Origin of the sequence: Acidovorax sp. Root70 (genome assembly GCF_001428225.1) — a bacterium.
In the GTDB taxonomy this organism is placed as follows: domain Bacteria; phylum Pseudomonadota; class Gammaproteobacteria; order Burkholderiales; family Burkholderiaceae_C; genus Acidovorax.
On the sequence record NZ_LMHQ01000021.1, the window covers coordinates 1 to 17,329 of the forward strand.

The 17,329-nt window shown below is 61.5% G+C and carries 21 protein-coding genes; 7 read left to right on the forward strand and 14 right to left on the reverse strand.

Annotated elements, in window-relative coordinates:
* Positions 1 to 57: 57 nt before the first annotated feature.
* The 7 genes from ASD94_RS11450 to ASD94_RS11475 all read right to left on the reverse strand — a co-directional run bounded on the left by ASD94_RS11450 (position 58) and on the right by ASD94_RS11475 (position 3,611).
* Positions 58 to 417 carry a helix-turn-helix domain-containing protein gene (locus tag ASD94_RS11450; protein WP_056642882.1) on the reverse strand — a complete coding sequence of 120 codons (360 nt, stop codon included), beginning with the start codon at positions 415 to 417 and terminating at the stop codon, positions 58 to 60.
* A gap of 415 nt (positions 418 to 832) precedes the next feature.
* Positions 833 to 1,297, reverse strand: coding sequence for a hypothetical protein (locus ASD94_RS23230; protein ID WP_082576850.1), 465 nt, complete (start codon positions 1,295 to 1,297; stop codon positions 833 to 835).
* Complete coding sequence (locus ASD94_RS11455; RefSeq protein WP_056642885.1) at positions 1,294 to 1,587, reverse strand: hypothetical protein; 294 nt, start codon at positions 1,585 to 1,587, stop codon at positions 1,294 to 1,296. The genes ASD94_RS23230 and ASD94_RS11455 overlap by 4 nt, the downstream gene beginning before the upstream one ends.
* A 28-nt stretch (positions 1,588 to 1,615) precedes the next feature.
* On the reverse strand, positions 1,616 to 2,203 hold the full coding sequence (locus ASD94_RS23775) for an HAD domain-containing protein (protein WP_369818059.1): 588 nt from the start codon (positions 2,201 to 2,203) through the stop codon (positions 1,616 to 1,618).
* Positions 2,204 to 2,282: 79 nt separating this feature from the next.
* Complete coding sequence (locus ASD94_RS11465) at positions 2,283 to 2,510, reverse strand: antitoxin Xre/MbcA/ParS toxin-binding domain-containing protein (protein ID WP_056642891.1); 228 nt, start codon at positions 2,508 to 2,510, stop codon at positions 2,283 to 2,285.
* A gap of 111 nt (positions 2,511 to 2,621) precedes the next feature.
* Entirely contained in the window at positions 2,622 to 3,326 is a 705-nt protein-coding gene (locus tag ASD94_RS11470; protein WP_056642896.1) for a helix-turn-helix transcriptional regulator, read from the reverse strand.
* A gap of 63 nt (positions 3,327 to 3,389) precedes the next feature.
* Positions 3,390 to 3,611: a hypothetical protein gene (locus ASD94_RS11475; RefSeq protein ID WP_056642899.1), complete on the reverse strand. Its 222-nt coding sequence runs from the start codon at positions 3,609 to 3,611 to the stop codon at positions 3,390 to 3,392.
* A 454-nt stretch (positions 3,612 to 4,065) separates the two neighbouring features.
* On the opposite strand from ASD94_RS11475, the gene ASD94_RS11485 reads away from it, so the two are divergent.
* The 5 genes from ASD94_RS11485 (at position 4,066) to ASD94_RS11505 (ending at position 8,060) form a co-directional block, all read left to right on the forward strand.
* Complete coding sequence (locus tag ASD94_RS11485; protein ID WP_056642902.1) at positions 4,066 to 5,028, forward strand: chromate resistance protein ChrB domain-containing protein; 963 nt, start codon at positions 4,066 to 4,068, stop codon at positions 5,026 to 5,028.
* Between the two features lie 24 nt (positions 5,029 to 5,052).
* Positions 5,053 to 6,255: a chromate transporter gene (locus tag ASD94_RS11490; protein ID WP_056642905.1), complete on the forward strand. Its 1,203-nt coding sequence runs from the start codon at positions 5,053 to 5,055 to the stop codon at positions 6,253 to 6,255.
* 25 nt (positions 6,256 to 6,280) lie between these two features.
* Positions 6,281 to 7,201, forward strand: coding sequence for a Fe-Mn family superoxide dismutase (locus tag ASD94_RS11495; protein WP_056642933.1), 921 nt, complete (start codon positions 6,281 to 6,283; stop codon positions 7,199 to 7,201).
* Positions 7,198 to 7,656, forward strand: a complete 459-nt coding sequence (locus tag ASD94_RS11500) for a chromate resistance protein ChrB domain-containing protein (protein WP_056642908.1) — start codon at positions 7,198 to 7,200, stop codon at positions 7,654 to 7,656. The genes ASD94_RS11495 and ASD94_RS11500 overlap by 4 nt, the downstream gene beginning before the upstream one ends.
* A 71-nt stretch (positions 7,657 to 7,727) precedes the next feature.
* Entirely contained in the window at positions 7,728 to 8,060 is a 333-nt protein-coding gene (locus ASD94_RS11505; RefSeq protein WP_235510639.1) for a hypothetical protein, read from the forward strand.
* Positions 8,061 to 8,076: 16 nt separating this feature from the next.
* Here ASD94_RS11505 and ASD94_RS11510 read toward each other — a convergent pair whose 3' ends face one another.
* The 7 genes from ASD94_RS11510 to ASD94_RS11540 form a co-directional block, all read right to left on the reverse strand.
* Positions 8,077 to 8,454 (reverse strand): hypothetical protein, encoded by a 378-nt coding sequence (locus tag ASD94_RS11510; protein WP_056642914.1) that lies wholly within the window; start codon positions 8,452 to 8,454, stop codon positions 8,077 to 8,079.
* Between the two features lie 38 nt (positions 8,455 to 8,492).
* The gene (locus tag ASD94_RS11515; RefSeq protein WP_056642916.1) at positions 8,493 to 9,548 is read right to left on the reverse strand and encodes a DMT family transporter; all 1,056 of its coding nucleotides are present in this window, start codon (positions 9,546 to 9,548) and stop codon (positions 8,493 to 8,495) included.
* 7 nt (positions 9,549 to 9,555) lie between these two features.
* Positions 9,556 to 9,945, reverse strand: coding sequence for a hypothetical protein (locus tag ASD94_RS11520; RefSeq protein WP_056642937.1), 390 nt, complete (start codon positions 9,943 to 9,945; stop codon positions 9,556 to 9,558).
* A 108-nt stretch (positions 9,946 to 10,053) separates the two neighbouring features.
* Positions 10,054 to 13,200, reverse strand: a complete 3,147-nt coding sequence (locus ASD94_RS11525) for an efflux RND transporter permease subunit (RefSeq protein WP_056642921.1) — start codon at positions 13,198 to 13,200, stop codon at positions 10,054 to 10,056.
* Positions 13,201 to 13,214: 14 nt separating this feature from the next.
* Positions 13,215 to 14,345, reverse strand: a complete 1,131-nt coding sequence (locus ASD94_RS11530; protein ID WP_200954227.1) for an efflux RND transporter periplasmic adaptor subunit — start codon at positions 14,343 to 14,345, stop codon at positions 13,215 to 13,217.
* 32 nt (positions 14,346 to 14,377) lie between these two features.
* Complete coding sequence (locus ASD94_RS11535; protein WP_056642927.1) at positions 14,378 to 15,010, reverse strand: hypothetical protein; 633 nt, start codon at positions 15,008 to 15,010, stop codon at positions 14,378 to 14,380.
* The gene (locus tag ASD94_RS11540; RefSeq protein WP_056642930.1) at positions 15,007 to 16,299 is read right to left on the reverse strand and encodes a TolC family protein; all 1,293 of its coding nucleotides are present in this window, start codon (positions 16,297 to 16,299) and stop codon (positions 15,007 to 15,009) included. The genes ASD94_RS11535 and ASD94_RS11540 overlap by 4 nt, the downstream gene beginning before the upstream one ends.
* 308 nt (positions 16,300 to 16,607) lie before the next feature.
* Between ASD94_RS11540 and ASD94_RS24055 the strand changes: the two genes are divergently transcribed.
* Positions 16,608 to 16,745, forward strand: coding sequence for a hypothetical protein (locus ASD94_RS24055; RefSeq protein WP_235510646.1), 138 nt, complete (start codon positions 16,608 to 16,610; stop codon positions 16,743 to 16,745).
* A 325-nt stretch (positions 16,746 to 17,070) separates the two neighbouring features.
* Complete coding sequence (locus tag ASD94_RS23600) at positions 17,071 to 17,229, forward strand: helix-turn-helix transcriptional regulator (protein WP_200954226.1); 159 nt, start codon at positions 17,071 to 17,073, stop codon at positions 17,227 to 17,229.
* Positions 17,230 to 17,329: the final 100 nt, after the last annotated feature.

The following is a 17,329-nucleotide window of genomic DNA, read 5'->3' on the forward strand; positions in this document are numbered from 1 at the left end:
CCTTGCTGCACAAAACAGCAGGGTAGGTAAAACACCTGGCTCAGTTTTAGGTCGGCATCACACCAAAAAGTGGCTCAGTTTTCGGTCGGCGTCAACACAGTGGAACTCCAGCCCAATCTTCCCCGGCCTTTGCCGTGCTGTTTTGGTCACCAGGATCGTCACGTCGTGACCGAGCCTCGCAATCCATTCAAGCATCATTGCTTCACTCGTGCCGCGGAACTGCCCACGAACAATCTTCACGATGTCTGCTTGATCTATCCCAAGTAATTCTGCCGCTGCCTCATGGGTCAGATGTCGCGCCTTGATCGTCCAAGCTATATGCGACGCCAACGAAGCCTTTCGCTGCAAAGCCTCAGCGTCTGGGTATCCAAGGTCGGCATATACATTGGTGCTTCCAACTTCAACTGCGTCTGCCATTTCTGAATCCTTCGTGTCTACATATCCCAAGCGCAGGTTCCGATAACGCGGTGGTCGTTCCCGCCATGAACTCCCGACAAGGCCTGCCTGGGCGATGTGTCGGATTCCACTGGAGCTTTCATTATGGAATGGCTTTCCACTCACCATCTCAGAAGAAACTCATCAGGCTTCACGACGACAGATCGCCGCGTAAATACGGTTTCAGGGCGTTCAGCAAGGTAGGCAACCGGCTGACCGGTATTGTCAAATCGCCGTGAAAGCAGATTCGATTGAGGCAACAGGAGTAGCAGTATCCCTATATTCACCGTGCCCGCAGGGGCGCTCGAATGCTGAACGCTGAAAAGAAGCTCCGGAACTAGGAGCTAGAAGTAAGGGATGTACTGAAGATCTGCGAGATTCATGAGGCGTAGGGGGGTCAATAGCCCTCAGCACCCGCCACTTCAATCACACGGGCCAGATGACCCTGCTCTATCGCCTGACGCGGTGTCCGGCCACCCAAAGCGCCCGATGGTGTCTCCAAGAAGGCGAGTAATGCCCAGCCCTCACTCGTTCCCAAGGCTTTTGAAAGCTTGGGCAATGCATCCCATAGGGCAGGTTCAAACTGCCAACGAGGCAACTTGAATCCACGCCGGGCCTGGGTCAATCCGATCGCCCGCCCTTTAGCGACCCACGCATTGATCGTCACTGGGGTGGTACCGACCAGATCCGCAGCCATGTCTGTGCAGAGCATGTCATTAGCTTCCAAGCGAGCCGTCCGGGCGGCCAGGCTGCCAGCCAGAAAGGCCTTGGTCTGAGCAGCAGACGCGTAGTGCGACGGATGTTCAACTGCGCTTGGGCTGTTGCTTGTGAGGCGACTCGTTGAGGTTGAGTGTGTTTTCATGGGGACCTCATCAATGGCCACTTGCGGCCGTTGACCTTCCTACTGAAATACGAAGTGCTGGGCAAGTTCAATGCAACAGCCTGCTCGAGCTTGGCCACCGGAGGTGAGGACAAGGCGAATACCTCGCCGATGTGGCGAGCTGGCGCTTCGAGAACCAACGGTCCGATATCCAAATCCATGAAGCCGATACTGGCTGTCCGACGGCTGAGCACATTGGCCGCGTGGCGACGTTTCACGATGCCAGCGACAGATTGCAAGACCGCGAGGATGTCGGAGTGGCGTCGCATCATCGGTTGGTTGCTTTCAGAAACTACTGGGTTAGGCGGACAACCCTGTATGGCAGCCGCGCAGTTTTTCCTTCAGCTCGTGTTGAACTACGGGGTTGGACAAGCCGGTAGTTCCTTCGCACGCGACCAAATTTTGCCGACAGGAGTCAGGCCACCCCTCCAAATCGTCATCAAGTGCCAGCCACTGCCGGGGCTTTCGGCGACGAGCGTCATCTTGAACTTGCACACCACGGGGCGTGGTGCGAAACATGGACAGATTCCAGGGATCCACGCCATGGACACGCTTGTGGTACGTCCCACCAATGAACCGGGCACGCAGAGAGGCTGGAAGCCGTTTGAGGGTTGCGCTGTATCCCGGGCGGATGCACCAAGTGCTACTGAGTACCAGGGCGACTGCCGGGTAGGGTTCAAGCACCGATTCCAGGATAGGAACCCATTCGAAAAGAGAGTGTCCTGCAGCCTCATACGGGCTCATGTAGATTCCCTTGCGGGGGTGCCAGAGCACTTTTTCATGGTGAACAACACCATCGAGGTCTAGGTACAGAGCGATGTCCGCGCTGCGGGGAGCAGACGCAGGGAGATACGGGGCGTTCTGGCTAGAGGGCATCGCCGTAGGCATTCTGCATGGTGTCAATTGGTCAGCGGGGATAGCGACAGGTCCAGACCTGACTCACGATCAGTCCACTCTCTGCCTATGCTTACGAGTACGCACCGGATTGGGCTCGCAAGAGCAAGCTCTTCACGACTTCCAGGCCGTCCGGCTCATTGAGCACATCGATGGGTCTCCGATTTCCCAATGCTGGGACCACACCAGTAAGCCAACGGTCCAGCCACTCTCTTGCATCAAAACCGGCTTGTTCTCCTGACTCAGCGAGCATGCCCTGTACGAGTACGGTGAGAGTGGCGATGTCGTCTTCAAGGGCCATGGCTTGCTCCGTGGAAATGGCTGGGGATCAGTGCGCACCAGCGATAGTGCAATCCTGGGAATTGAACGTCAAATTCTGGCCGCTGCCAGTGGCTAGTCCGAACGGCACTTGTCATTGACTAGCCCTACCGGCGATCTCAAGAACGACGCCTTCCTTCAGTTCACGGACTTCTTGGAGGACGCGCTTTCGGACCTCTGGCGGCAGAACAGCGGTCATCGGGGACGCTTGCCTTAGTTCCTGCGCTCGGTGGGTTCTCCCCAGTGCCTTACGCCACTTGCGATTCTCAAGGATGTCCTTCCACTCAAGCCAAAGACTCGCCGAACGTTGGTCCCCAGCATCCAGCCACTTTTGGAGGACTGCTTGGGCCTGATGGAGCAACGCAGGGTCAGCACGAACGCGTCGCACTGCTGCTTCATGAAGTGCGAGACTTTGTAGATCCTGGATCCGGTGGCGAGAGGCATCTGCAGAAACGATGATTCGAGCCAACGGCGCATCGCGGCTTGCTCCTGCCGCCGCAGTGTTTGACTTGACCGTTTGCATGACGCCATCTGCCAACAACGCCAAGTCGCCCACGATGCCCACAGCGGACATGACTTTCAAGTATGTGCCCATGGACGGCGTGGAATCTCCTGCTTCGACCGCTCTCAGCGTTGCGCGCGAGAGTCCCAAGTGACTCGCCATCGCCACCGTGCTCAGGCCTTGCGCTTTCCTGAGACCTCGCAGCCTGTCGCCTAACTGGAGGAGCAAATGGAGATGGAGAACTGAGGAGTTGCTGGAGGCGAGCACCCCAGGATAGTTGGCACGGTCTATCGACATATCGACTCCTTGCAGGCTGTTGCACCATACAACCAGTAGCTGGTGCGGTGCAATCAAATTGCTTCAAAACGGCGCAGGCGACTCCACCTGCACCACAGGCCCAGGCCCCGCATACACCACTTCACCGGAGTGTTTCACCGTCACCCGCCAGATCTCACCCTCCTGCGTGACTGCATACGCCTCAGCCTCCAGCGGCAGCAGGGTCTCCGTGGGGCACACACCACCGCCCCCGCCTGGTGGCGTGCACATCAAGGTCGGGTAGTTCCAGGGCGCGTTGATCGGCATGGCGTGTCCTCAGTGGACCAACACCCTCACACCAGCCGTACTTCAAAGTACGCCCCATCCCTTTCCCCCAGATCCCTGAACCCCGTCTGCTTGGCCACCGCACTGGCTTTGCCCTAGGCCTTGAGCAAGGTGAGATCGTCAGGAGACATCACCTCGGGTGGCGATTCTTCCAGGCGGTGCATGGTGTCCAGCGCGGCTGCGACCTGTTCTGGGCCACCGAGCTGCTTTTTCAGAGCATGGGCGTACCGGGTCTCTGCAGCAATGCGCTCCTTGGCAGGGATCGCTTTGCAGCGTTTGCGGTCGTTACCGCTCCGCCTCTGAATGCGTAGTTTGTGTATAGAAGCGGCCATTCTGCTGACCCCGCAAGTAGTGAAGCGAGCAGCCAATCCATTCGAGGTTATGTAGAGATCGCTACATTGTTGCAGCATTCGTGACGGCTCGCTAAGCTGCCGTCATGTCTCTCACCTCTGACACTTGGCTGGCTTTCGTCGTCAGCCTCCCATCCGCGGCGGCCACAGCGCGCATGCGGATCTGGCGTGCCGTCAAGGCACAGGGCTGTGCCGCCTTGCGCGACGGCACCTATCTGCTGCCCGCACAGGCGGAGCAGGCTGCGCAGCTACAAACCCTGGCCGACGAGGCCCTGCAAGAAGGCGGGCAAGCTTGGCTGCTGCGTGTTCAAGCGAAGGACATGGCTGAGCAAGCAGCCTACCAAGCGCTGTTTGATCGAACGGCCGACTACGCACCCTGGCTTGAAGAGTTGGCGCAAGCGCGCCAGCTTATTTCCTCGCTATCTGCCGCTGAGCTGCAACGTCTGCAGCGTCGGCACGCGCGCACCTACGAGGCCATCCGCAAGATCGACTTCTTTCCGGGTGAATCCTCCATCCGTGCCGAAGCCCAATGGCGGGACTTCACGAACGCGGTCGAAGCCATCCAGTCACCCGGCGAACCCCAGGCCGCAGCGGGCCGCATTGCCCGGCGTGACCGCATGCAGTACCAGGGGCGCCTGTGGGCAACACGCCGCCATCTCTGGGTAGATCGCGTGGCAAGTGCTTGGCTCATCCAACGCTTCATTGACCCCGCTGCGCGCTTTGTGTGGCTGGACTTGCCCGCCGACTGTCCTGCTGATGCGCTGGGTTTCGATTTCGACGGAGCGACTTTCTCCCACTTTGGCGACCGGGTGACGTTTGAGGTGCTGATGGCGAGCTTTGGTCTGGACGGAGATCGCGGCCTCCAGCGCCTGGGGGCCATGGTGCATGCCCTGGACGTGGGAGGCACTGCCACACCCGAAGCCAGCGGCTTCGAGGCCGTGCTGGCCGGTGCACGCAAGCGCTGGCCGGACGACGACGCACTGTTGGCTGACGTGGGCGGGGTGCTGGATTCGCTCCATGCCCATTTCTCGACCCTTCGTAAGCCTTAGTACCTCACCACCTCAGGAATGAACATGAACGATCTCAAAATAACGGCCGCGCCCGATGACGGCGCGGAAACTGTTCCAAGCTACACGCTGTGGCAACTGGTGCTCTACATGTTGCGCCTGGGCACACTGGGCTTTGGCGGCCCGGTGGCACTGGTCGGCTATATGTACCGTGATCTGGTGGAGCAACGCGGCTGGATTTCGGATGCTGACTACAAGGAAGGCATGGCCCTGGCCCAGCTCATGCCGGGCCCCTTGGCCGCCCAGTTGGCCATCTATCTCGGGTATGTGCATTTCCGCCTGTGGGGCGCGACGCTGGTTGGGCTGGCGTTTGTGCTGCCGTCCTTTGTGATGGTGGTTGCACTGGGTGTCGCCTACAAAGCCTATGGCGGCATCTCCTGGATGCAAGCTGTTTTCTATGGCGTTGGGGCATCTGTCATCGGCATCATTGCCCTGAGTGCCTACAAGCTAACGACCAAGAGCGTGGGCAAGGACAGACTGCTGTGGGCCATCTACCTGCTCAGCGCAGGCATGACCATCGTCACTCAGTCCGAAGTGATCTGGGTCTTTCTCGGCGCGGGTTTGCTGGTGTGGGCCGTGCGCGGCCCGTTGAAGCGAACCGGCGGCCAACTGCACAGCATGGCGTGGGCGGCACCAATCGCTGCAGCCCTCAGCCTGGAGAACCTCGACTGGCACAAGCTGGGACAGATCGCTGCCTACTTCACCTATGCGGGCGCGTTCGTCTTCGGTAGCGGCCTGGCCATCGTGCCGTTCCTCTATGGCGGCGTGGTCAAGGAGTACGCATGGCTCACGGATCGCCAGTTCGTGGACGCCGTGGCCGTGGCCATGATTACCCCAGGTCCGGTCGTTATCACCACCGGGTTCATCGGCTTCCTGACCAGCGGCTTCTGGGGCGCGGTCGTCACGGCAGCAGCGACTTTTCTGCCCTGTTATCTGCTCACAGTGATCCCTGCGCCGTACTTTAAGAAGCACGGCAAGCATCCCGGCGTGGTCGCTTTCGTGGATGGCGTCACCGCCGCCGCCGTCGGTGCCATTGCAGGGGCCGTAGTCGTATTGGGCCAGCGGTCCATCGTTGATCTACCCACTGCAGCACTGTTTTTCGCCACCGCAGCGGTTCTGTGGCGGTTCAAGAAGCTGCCCGAGCCTGTGGTGGTGCTTGCCGCAGCCTTGATCGGCCTGGCCGTCTATCCGCTGGTTGCCCACGTCTGACACTGACCATTTGATGGAGAACATCATGAATTACCAACTCCGCCCGCTGACGCTGAACCCCGATCAACTCTCTGGCCTGTCGAGCCGCCTGATCACCAGCCACCACGAAAACAACTACGCGGGTGCCGTCAAGCGCCTGAACGCCGTACGGAGCGAACTCGCAGCGCTGGACTGGAGTGCCGCAGCCACCTTCACCATTAACGGTCTCAAGCGCGAGGAGTTGATCGCCGCCAACTCGGCCTTCCTGCACGAGCTGTATTTCGACAACCTAGGAGGCAACGGCGTGCTGCCTTCCTGTGGCTTATCCATTGCGTTCACCCGGGACTTTGGCTCCGTCGAGGCTTGGCGCAGCCAATTCACCGGGTTGGCCAAGGCCATGGGCGGTGGATCGGGATGGGCACTGCTCTCCTGGTCTTCCCGCGAAAGCCGCCTCATCAACCACTGGGCTGCCGACCACACGCACCTCTTGGCCGGCGCCACGCCCGTGCTGGCGCTGGACATGTACGAGCATGCTTACCACCTGGACTTCGGTGCCAAGGCGGGCGCCTATGTGGATGCCTTCATGGCCAACATCCCGTGGGACAAGGTCTACAAGCGCTACGGGGCGGCCGTCGAGGCGGATGCCCTGACGTTTAGCATCGAGACGGGCGCTGCGCTGGCCGGTGCGCCGGGCACGCTTGATGTGCGCCGCGAGGAGGATTATTTGCAGAGCGGCCAGGTCATTCCGGGGGCATCCTGGCGCGATCCATCGCGGGTACACGAGTGGAGCCAGGAGCTCGATGCATCGAAGCCGGTGCTGCTGTACTGCCTGCGAGGCAAGGACATTGGCCGCTCCACTGTCCTGGCGCTGCGCGCACGCGGTCTTGATGCACGCTACATCGCGGGCGGCATCGAGGCCTGGCGAGCCGCTGGCCTGCCTCTGGAAGCTCAAAGAGGTGCTGCATGAAATGGGTCACTCGTGAGCGTCCCAAGATCGACCGCATTGCCTGCCCATGGCTGATTGCCCGGTTCATCGACCAGGCGCCAGAATTTCTCTATGTGCCTGCAACCTCCGTGCTTCAGGTGGCCCAAGAGACCGGAGCGATACCCTACGACGTGCCGGGCGTGGAAATGACCCATGAGGGGGATCTGTGCAGCTTTGACGCTTTTCTCAAGAAGTACGACCTCACTGATGCTGCCTTGCAGCAACTGGCCGTGATCGTGCGGGGCGCAGACACCTCCAGGCTAGACCTGGCGCCGCAGTCTGCGGGGCTTTACGCGCTCTCGCTCGGTCTGTCCAAGACCTTTCGCAACGACCACGAGATGCTCGGACATGGCATGGTGATGTACGACGCGCTGTATGCGTGGTGCCAGTCGTGCCAAGCAGAAACCCATAACTGGCCCCCGAGCATGGCGGCATGAAGGCGGCTGCTGTGCGGTGGCCTCGCCGCTTCACAAGGGGACTGTGGGCGCATTTTCTGTGCGGAATGCTGATGCCTTTCGCCTTCGCGGCGCCCCCTGAAACCAAACTGACCACGGCGCAGATTCGCGCCACGGTGGGCGGACACCATGTCACCGACGGGCGCCATTGGGGGCATGACTACTTTCTGGATGGGCGCCTGGAGCGTTCAGAGAACGGCCGCACGCGCAGCGGACGCTGGAGCGCGCAGAACAACCAACTGTGCCTGCTGCTGCCCGAGGTCAGCAAAGAGTCCCCTGTTTGCTTTGACGTGGTTCGTGTGGGGGGAGAACTGCAGTACCGCGATGCCGGGAGCGTGGTGTACGCAGGCACAGTCAGAAAGAACATGGCTCCCCCGGCTCGGTAAAGAGTCACGTCAGCCTCTACGGCGTGCGCTCCGTCTGAGGCTCATGGGGAATCTTGCGGACCATCTTCGGTTGCTCGCAGTCCCAGGCATTGAAGTAGACCTCGTCTCCCACAGACATGCCGGAGCCCGGGTCCACTTTGGCGAAGTGACCACGGGTTCGGGTGACTTGCCGCCATCGGATGACCGCAACTTGGTCGGTGGGACCGAGGTCCATTTGTCTGCAGCGAGAGCCGCCCATCTTAAAGAATTCATCTGCGGGGATCACCTTGGTCACTTTGCCTACTCTCCAGCCTTCGTTCCAAGCGAACCGATTCTCGTAGACAGGCGTGCTGCAGCCCGAAATCATCAGGAATGCCAACGCCGCAACCAGCGAAAGCATCGTTTTCTTCATCATCAAAGTTCCATTCGACAGTCTTGGGACATCTGATCGGATCAATGTCTGTGCTGGTGGTGGATATCCGGCGCGTGGGGATGGGCGTGGGTGACTGGTTCGTGGGAGTGCACATGGCTATGGCTCCCTGTGGGCATCACGTCATGCGAGTGCGTATGGTGCCCATCGTCGTGGCGGTGCGCATGCTCATGCTCCATCGGCTCATGCGCATGTTCATGCCCGTGGCTTTCTGCCAAATGCAGCAGCACCCCCGCCAGCATCAGAAGACCACCGAGCAGCATCAGCCACCCCGCAGACCGTTCACCGAAGCCGAACGCTACAGCCGCACCTATGAAAGGTGCAAAGGCGAACATGGAGCCAGTCCGCGCCGCCCCAAAAGCCCGCTGCGCGAGAAGGTAGAACCGAAGACTCAAGCCATACCCTGTGGCCCCCACGGCAAAGAGCCCTAGAGCAGCGGTCAGGGAGGGCAATGGCTCTCCCCACAACATGGCAAGACAGGCTGTCGCAGCGGCCCCCAACGACGCCTTGGCCATCACCACCTGGCTGGGGTCGCGCTCAGCCAGCCCACGGGACAAGGTGTTGTCCACGCCCCAGGCCACCGTCGCCAGCAGCACGGCCAGTAGACCGAGCAACTGCGTGCCGCCCTGCAGGCCCTGGTCCATGACCAAGGCCATGCCGCCCGCCAGCAACAGAAGCATGGCGGCCCACACGCGGCGGTCCATGGTTTCGCTATACAGCCACCATGCCAGCGTGGCGGTGAACAGAGCTTCCAAGGTGAGCATGAGAGACGCGCTGGCGCCGCTCGTGTGTTGCAGGCCCCAAGATAGGGCGACAGGGCCCAGAGCGGCACCGAACCCCGCCATAGCTATGAGGCGCCAGGCACCGGATCTCTGCAACCTTGCCTCGTGGGCGGTAGTCCGCAGGGACAAGGCACCGACGACAGCCGCCCCAGCGTACAGCAGGGCGGCCGTCGTGAACGCCCCCAGCCCTGCACCCAGCCGCTGGACCATGGGGGTACTGATGCCGAACAAGGCCGCAGCCAGTAAGGCCAGCAGGCCGCCTCGCAAAGCTGGCAGGGACAGAGATTCGCTCGCCATGGATGCCTTATTTGACGGTGAACCGCACCGTGATGCTCTTCTTGCCATTGGTGGTCAGCACCGCGACTGCCTTCGCCCCTTTGGACAAGGTGACTCCCTTGGCCTCCAGTTTGTTCGCCCCTGCCGGCTTCAGGGTCGCTTCTGACTTATCCGCACCGTTGAGCACTGTCAGCTTGCCCTCGAACCGTGAGGCATCCGCATCTTTGCCGTGGTCTTGGATGTAGATATTCGCGCCATCGGAAGATGCGACTAACTCAAACGACAAATCGGCAGCGGTTTGCACGACTCCGCCATGGACAGGGGCGGCGGCACCATGGGCCATGGCAGCAGGCGCACTTGCCAGGGATGCCATCACGATTGCGGTGGCTGCTATCAGTTGGGAGAAGTTCTTTTTCATGATCATTTGGGTCGCCTTTAGGTGAGTTTGTTTCACTGGAGCGCTTCAAAAGGCAGCGCTCCGAGGCCTCTATCAAAAAGTTGGAAGTAATACAGTCGCAGTGAGGGATCAATAGGCCTCCTGGGCTATGGGTTCGCTTTCGGCGTGTGCGCTGCTGCCCTCAATCAAGCGCCGGGTGGCACTTTCGCCAAAAAGCCAGAACATCACGGGCGTCAGCAGCGTGTCCAGCAAGGTAGAGCTGACGAGTCCACCAAAAATCACGACCGCCACCGGGTGCAGGATCTCCTTGCCAGGCGCGTCAGCTGCCAGCAGCAGCGGGGTCAGCGCAATGGCCGCCACCAACGCCGTCATCAGCACTGGGGTCAAGCGTTCCAGCGAGCCACGCACGATCATGGGCTGGCCAAAGACCTCTCCCTCGAACTTGCAAAGGTTGATGTAGTGGCTGACCTTCAAAATCCCGTTGCGTGTGGCGATGCCCGCCAGCGTGATAAAGCCGACCATGGAGGCCACGGACAGGCTCACTCCCGCCAGCCACATCGCTGTAACGCTGCCAATCAGTGCAAGCGGAATGTTGGCCATGATGATCCCGGCCAGCACAGCCGACTTGTAGCGCACATACAGAACGAGAAAGATCATCGCCAATGACACCAGCGACAGGCCGACGATCAGTTGCATGGCCTGCTCCTGGGCCTGGAACTGGCCTTCCAGGCTCAGGAACGTCCCAGCGGGCAGAGGTGTTTTGGCCATCACCGCACGAATGTCGGCAATGACGCGGCCCATGTCGGAGCCGTCCGTGTTGGCATAGACCACGATGCGCCGACGACCGTTTTCTCGGCCAATCTGGTTCGGTCCATCGGTTTCCTGGACCGTGGCGATGGCAGACACCGGTATCTGCCCCGCAGGCGTGTCGATCAGCGTGCGAGCCAGATCCTGAGGACTGCGTTTGTCATCGGGCAGGCGCAGCACCAGTTCATAGCGGCGCAGGCCGTCCACGATCTGCGCACCATGGGCACCGTCAGTCAGAGCCTGCAGCACCCGCACCGCTTCGCCCGGGGACAGTCCGACCTGCGCAGCCTTGCGGTGGTCCAGCCGTACCGTGATCTGGGGAATCAGCACCTGCTTTTCCACCGTCAGATCCACCAGCCCTGGAACGCCCGAGAGTCCTTGGCGCATCTGCTCGGCCAAGCCCCGCAAAGTGTCCGTGTCGTCGCCGAAGATCTTGAGCGCTATCTGTGCACGCACCCCTGACAAGAGGTGATCCAGGCGGTGGGAGATAGGCTGCCCTATGGCCACCTGGGCCGGGAGGACGACCAAACGGGCCCGGATGTCCGCCATGACGGCTTCCCGGTCCCGGGTAGACCGCTTCAGGTCCACATCGATCTCGGCCGAGTGCACGCCTTCGGCATGTTCATCCAGCTCGGCGCGTCCCGTCCGGCGCCCCACCTGGGTGACCTCGGGAACCTCTGCGATCAGCGTCTCGGCCAACGCGCCCATGCGATTGGCTTCTGCCAGCGCTGTGCCCGGGTTGAACACCATGCCCAACACTAGCGAACCCTCATTGAAGGCAGGCAGAAAGGCTCGTGGAAAAAACGGGACGCTTGCAGCTGCTGCAGCTACCGCCAGTGCGGCGACAGCCATCAGCACCTTGGCGCGAAAAAACGACCAGCTGAGCACTTGCGCATCCCGCCGCTTGAGCCAGGCGACCAACGTGCTGTCACCGTGTTCCAGCCGTTTCATCCCCGGCAACAGGTAAAGGCACAGAACCGGCGTGACCGTCATCGAGACCAGCATCGAGGCCAGCACCGACACGATGTAGGCGATGCCCAGGGGCGTGAACAGGCGCCCTTCAATGCCTGGCAGCGCAAACAGCGGCACAAACACCAGCACCACGATGGCGGTGGCATAGACGATGCCCGAGCGAACTTCCACGCTCGCCCGGCGCACGACCTCCAGCATGGACAGTGGATTGCCCTGGGCACGGTTCTGCTTCAGCCTGCGCAGTATGTTCTCCACATCCACCACCGCATCGTCTACCAGCTCGCCAATGGCAATGGCCAGGCCACCCAGTGTCATGACGTTGATGGACTGGTCAAGCAGCCGAAAGACCATGGCCGTGACGGCCAGCGACAAGGGAATCGCCACAAGCGAGATCAACGTGGTGCGCGCGGACAACAGGAAGGCGAACAACACGATGGCTACCATGATGGCGCCATCACGCAAGGCCTCGGTCACGTTGCCGATGGACGCCTCGATGAAGTCGGCCTGACGAAACAGCACCTTCGGAGCAGCCAACCCCACGGGCAGCCCCTGCCTGAGATCCCCCAACGCCGCTTCGATGGCGTGAGTGAGCTTGACGGTATCGGCCGCTGGCTGCTTTTGCACACTGACAATGACGGCAGGCACACCGCTGTATCCTGCGTCGCCGCGCTTCATGGCGGCAGCGAAGCGGACATTGGCCACCTGCTCCAGCAAGATGGATCGGCCGTCCTTCCAGGCCACCGCCACGCCCTGCAGGTCCTCGACACGGCTGGTACGGCCGATGTGGCGGATGAGGAATTCATGGCTGTTGAGGTCGATGAACCCACCTCCCGCATTTCCTGCAAAGCCGCGAAGGGCCTGTTCGACCTGTGTCAAGGTCACCCCGAACTGCGCCATGCGCGCGGTATCCGGCTCGACCCGCAACTGGCGTACTTCGCCGCCGATAGGGATGACCTGAGACACCCCTGGAATCGACAGAAGTCTTGGGCGCAGCACGAAGTCCGCATACTCGCGCGCCTGCATAGGTGTCGCTGCAGCAGCCTTACCATCGCCTGCCGCCAACGGCAGTGCGATGAGCATGACTTCGCCCATGATGGAAGACACTGGCCCCATAACGGGCGTGATGCCCCCTGGGAGTTGCTCCCGCACCAATGCCAGGCGTTCCGCCACAAGCTGGCGGTTGCGGTAGATGTCCGTCCCCCAATCGAACTCGGCATAGAGGATGGACAGGCCCACGCCGGACGTGGAGCGAACCCGCGTGACCCCGGGCATGCCGTTGAGCGCGGTCTCCAGAGGGAAGGTCACCAGTTGCTCGACCTCTTCGGGCGCCATGCCTCCGGCTTCCGTCAGGACGGTGACCAGGGGCTTGTTGAGGTCGGGAAACACATCGACTGGCGTGCGCCATGCGGTGATAGCCCCGTAGACCATCAGCAGCGCCGCGACCGCCAGGACGAACAGGCGGTTGTGAAGGCTGTTCCTTACGATCCAATTGAACATTGCGTGGGCTCCGTTCAGCGGATCTGTGCGATCAGCGGTGCCCCTTGCACCACCACGCGGTTGTCAGCACCCAGGCCCTGCGTGACGACCACCGTGGCGGCGTCCAGGGACCGGTACTGCACCGGCTGGGGAATGTAGCGCTCCGCACCGGACTTGATCCAGACCACCGGCTCGTTGGCACTGTTGCGCACGACGGCCTGCGCAGGCAGGACGAAGCCTTTGACCTGCTCGTTCAGCGAGGCCACGACGGTGACGGGCTGTCCGACCGCCAGCGGCAAAGCCTTGCCCGATTGCTCCGGGACCGCCCTGAAGGTCATTGGCAGCACGCCATCGCGCAGGCTGCGCGCAGCGCCAAGCAGCTGCAGCTTAACTCCAGGCACGCCCTGCAAGTGGGCTGTACCCGTGCGTGCGGGCAAGCCAGGATCTGCCGTGGTGGCCTCCACCAGAACGCGTGCCGGGTCAATCACCTCGAACAAGACTTCGCGAGCCTCGACCACCTGGCCTTTGGTCACATCGGCCCTGGCAATCACCCCGGAGACGGGAGCTCGCAAGGGCTCTCGGGCGGCCAGGCTCGCTCCAATGCTTTTCTCGCGCGCGGTGAGGCTCTGCAGTTCGGCGCGTGCGGCCTCGATCTCCTTGCGCGGCACCGTGCCTTCAAGGGACTGCAGCCGCTGCACCCGCTGTGCGGCCAGCTCCCGCCCACTGCGCAACTCGGCCAGCTGGGCCTGCTGGTTGGCCAGGGCATAGGGCTCGGCGTGGTGGGCCACATAGGCCAGGACTTCTCCCTGGCGCACGGTCTGTCCGGCAACCGGCAGACCGCGTGGTCCCGCTTCGATCCGTCCCCCATGGATCGCCTGGACACGACCACTCGCATTGGGGTCCACGACCACACGGCCTGATAACTCGATGGTGGCTGCGGCCTGGGTTTCAGGGGTCAACTGCGTGCGGATGCCCAGGCGCCGTTGGGCGAGCATCGGAACGTTGACACTACCGTCTGGCAACCGCATCAAACCGGATGCGTTGCCCGCCGTGGGGGCATCCAGATGCTCACCGTTCGGCCCGTGGGCACCAGGCGCTGCGACGGCGACAGGTGGGAACATCGCCGCGATGCCCGTGATGGCAATCAAGCCGAAAACATGGAGCATGCTGGTCATCTTGGTTTTTTGAGTCGATGAGTTCACAGCGCACCTCCTTTGGAGGGCGTACCTGCAGCCTTTGGCGTGCAACCAAAGAACCAACCGACCGCCGCCAGGACGACCAAGGCCAGAGCCAGCCAGACCGTTCGGGAGAGCCCATGGGCGTGACCATCGTCGTGGGAGTGGCCATGGTCATCGAGCGCGGCGCCCGCGACCGTGAGGGTGCCGTCCAGAAGATCGGAGTCATTGCCCGCCAGTACGGTGATCACAATGGGGTGGTCACCGGGCCCCGCCAGGACCTTGAGCATGTTGGCATCGTCGATCGCGTAGTCCCCCATGTCCGCGTGGAACTTGGCAGGGGCCTTGAGATTGCTTGTCTCCACTTCGACCGTGGCGTTGAGCACGGGCTCGTTGGTGGCAAAGCGGTTGATCAGGATGGACAACTCTCCACCCTGCAGTCGGCCCACCAACTCGAAGGCTTCCGAGCGCGCTTCAAAACTAGGCACGGGGCCGCTGTTGGTACCTGCTTGAGCGGGGGCATCCAGGTGCTCACCATTGGGACCGTGCGCCCCTGGCGCGGCATAGCTAGGCGTACCGGCAAGCACCAGCACGGCCAAGCCTGCTCCCAACAATGAGAGGCGGTAACGAGAGAGGAATAGATTCAAGAGATTCATGGAAGGATTCCGAGAGATTGCTGGAAGCGGGCGCGGGCCAGGCCCAGAGCCACTTGCTGGCGCGCGAAGCTGGTGTCGGCCTGGGTAGCTGCAGCGAGCGCGCGCAACAACTCCGGCAGCGGTGTTTCTCCAGCTTTGAAAGACCGATCAATGAGCGTGGCCCGCTCCCGCAGGAGTGCCGAGCGCTGGCGCTCCGCCTCCAGTTGCTGCTCGGCCGTGTGCACCGCAGCCTGCGCCATCGCTGCATCAGCAGCCAGCCTCTCCTCAGTTCGCTGTTTCGTGGTCAGCGCTACATCCAGCTCACTCAGTGCGGCAGCTTGCAGCGGTTGGTTGCGGCTCGCTGTGCCCAGGGGAATGCGCACGCCGACGCCGATGCTGTTTTGAGCCGACTCACCCCGCCCGGGGATGTCTTGCCGGATACGCAGCAAAAGCTCTGGAGGGTCGCGCCGCGTGGCGGCCACCACGTCCAGCCGCTTGCGAGCGCGTTCCACCGTCAATGCTGCGACACGCGCATCCGGGTGCGTTTCAACGGCGAAGTGCGCCCCACCCGGTGAGACTGCGGTCCCCTCAGAAACCGGGACAGACGGGAGATAAGGCGCCAGGGCTATGCCCGTCAAGGTCATCCATTGCGACTGGCTGGCGCTCAGACGCTGGCGTGCGGCCAACTGTGCAGATTGCGCAGCCAGCGCCTCTGATTGAGCGGCAAGCGCATCCGCGTGGGCCAGATCACCCGCTTTGACACGGCGGCGTACGTCGTCGGAGATCTCCTGCAGAGATCGCACCTGGGCATCCGCCAGGTCGGACTCGGCCTTTTGCGCGGCAATGCCCCAGGCGGCTTCCCGCACCAGTCCCGCGAAATGCAGGCGCCCCGCTTGAACGGCAGCCTGTGACAGCTCTACGTCGGCATCCACAGCAGCGCCGCGTGCTTTGCGCTGTCCCGGCAACCACAGCGGCCAAGCCAAACCAGCCTCGGCCTCCCTGCGTCCCGCCGAGGTTTGCCAACGGTCGTCCCTGTAGGAAAACTCCAGTGCTGGGGGGGCCGCCCATAGGCTGGAGATCGCCACCCGTTCGGCAGTAGCCCGCTGTGTCTGACCTTCGACTTCTCTCGCCTGTGTGGCGCGCTGCCATGCAGCCTCGACAGCTTGTGCCAGTGTTGGAGCCACGGGCGATGCCGTGGCTGAAAGTGATGGGGCGGTATTTGACTGCGCAACCGCTGCGCCAACGAGGACGCAGCTCAAAGCACAGCCTGCGGCACAACGCACCACAAGCCCGGAAATAACAAAACGCACGTGATTCCTGACCGATCAAAGGCGGCTAACCAGGATCGTTGACGCATCAGCGCCTGATCAAAGTAGTACCGCACCGATGAACAACCCCGCTTTTGTGTGTAAAGCGCGGCGCTAAGGGTGGATCAGGAAATCAGTCGGGGAGGTCGTCGTAAACCGTCCAGATGAGGGGACGGGCTGACGGATTCGGCGGTCACGGCCGGTGTGGGCGAGCGGTCGAGAAGAAGCGACAGCTGGGGGAAGTGGAAAAGTGCTGCGGTCCCTGGGCCTGCCTCCGCCAGCATGTGCTGGATGGACTCCTGGGAATCGTCTTGGTGCGCCACACCGTGTTCATCATGGTGGTGGGCGGAGCCTTCCAGATGCATTTCAGCATGCGCAGCCTGGAAAGCTCCCTCGTGGTCGAAAACGACCAACTGACGGGCCATTACAAAGGCCTGACAGACGAATGAGAGCAACAGGATGACTGCGAGCAGTCGGCGCATGAAGTAGGTAGCCGGCTATTGAGAACTGGTCGCAATCATAGCGACACTGGGATGCTCACATTCCAAATCCATGCCAATGCACAGGTTTCGCAAATGATTGGCCTCTGGCGAGACCGCCGCTGAAAACACCCTTCGGTCGTGGTTACACCGCAAAAGCGGTTGGAGACAGGCACCAAGTGAAGTTGACAACGGGATAGGCTATGGCAGGGAGCATGCGGCCAAACCTCTCGAACACAAACTACAGAATCATCCTGAAGATATAAGCCAACTGTATTATCGAAAGCCGATAACGATGCCCGATACCATCCGTGATATTCTTCTCGCGTTCGTGCGCGTGCACATTCTTCATCACGCCGTCTCTGAGCGAATTTACGGCTCAGGCATGGCTGAAGAACTGGCCCGGCATGGCTACAAGCTCAGTCCAGGAACGCTCTACCCTTTGCTTTGTTGACGCCGACCGAAAACTGAGCCACTTTTTGGTGTGATGCCGACCTAAAACTGAGCCAGGTGTTTTACCTACCCTGCTGTTTTGTGCAGCAAGGGAATGAAGA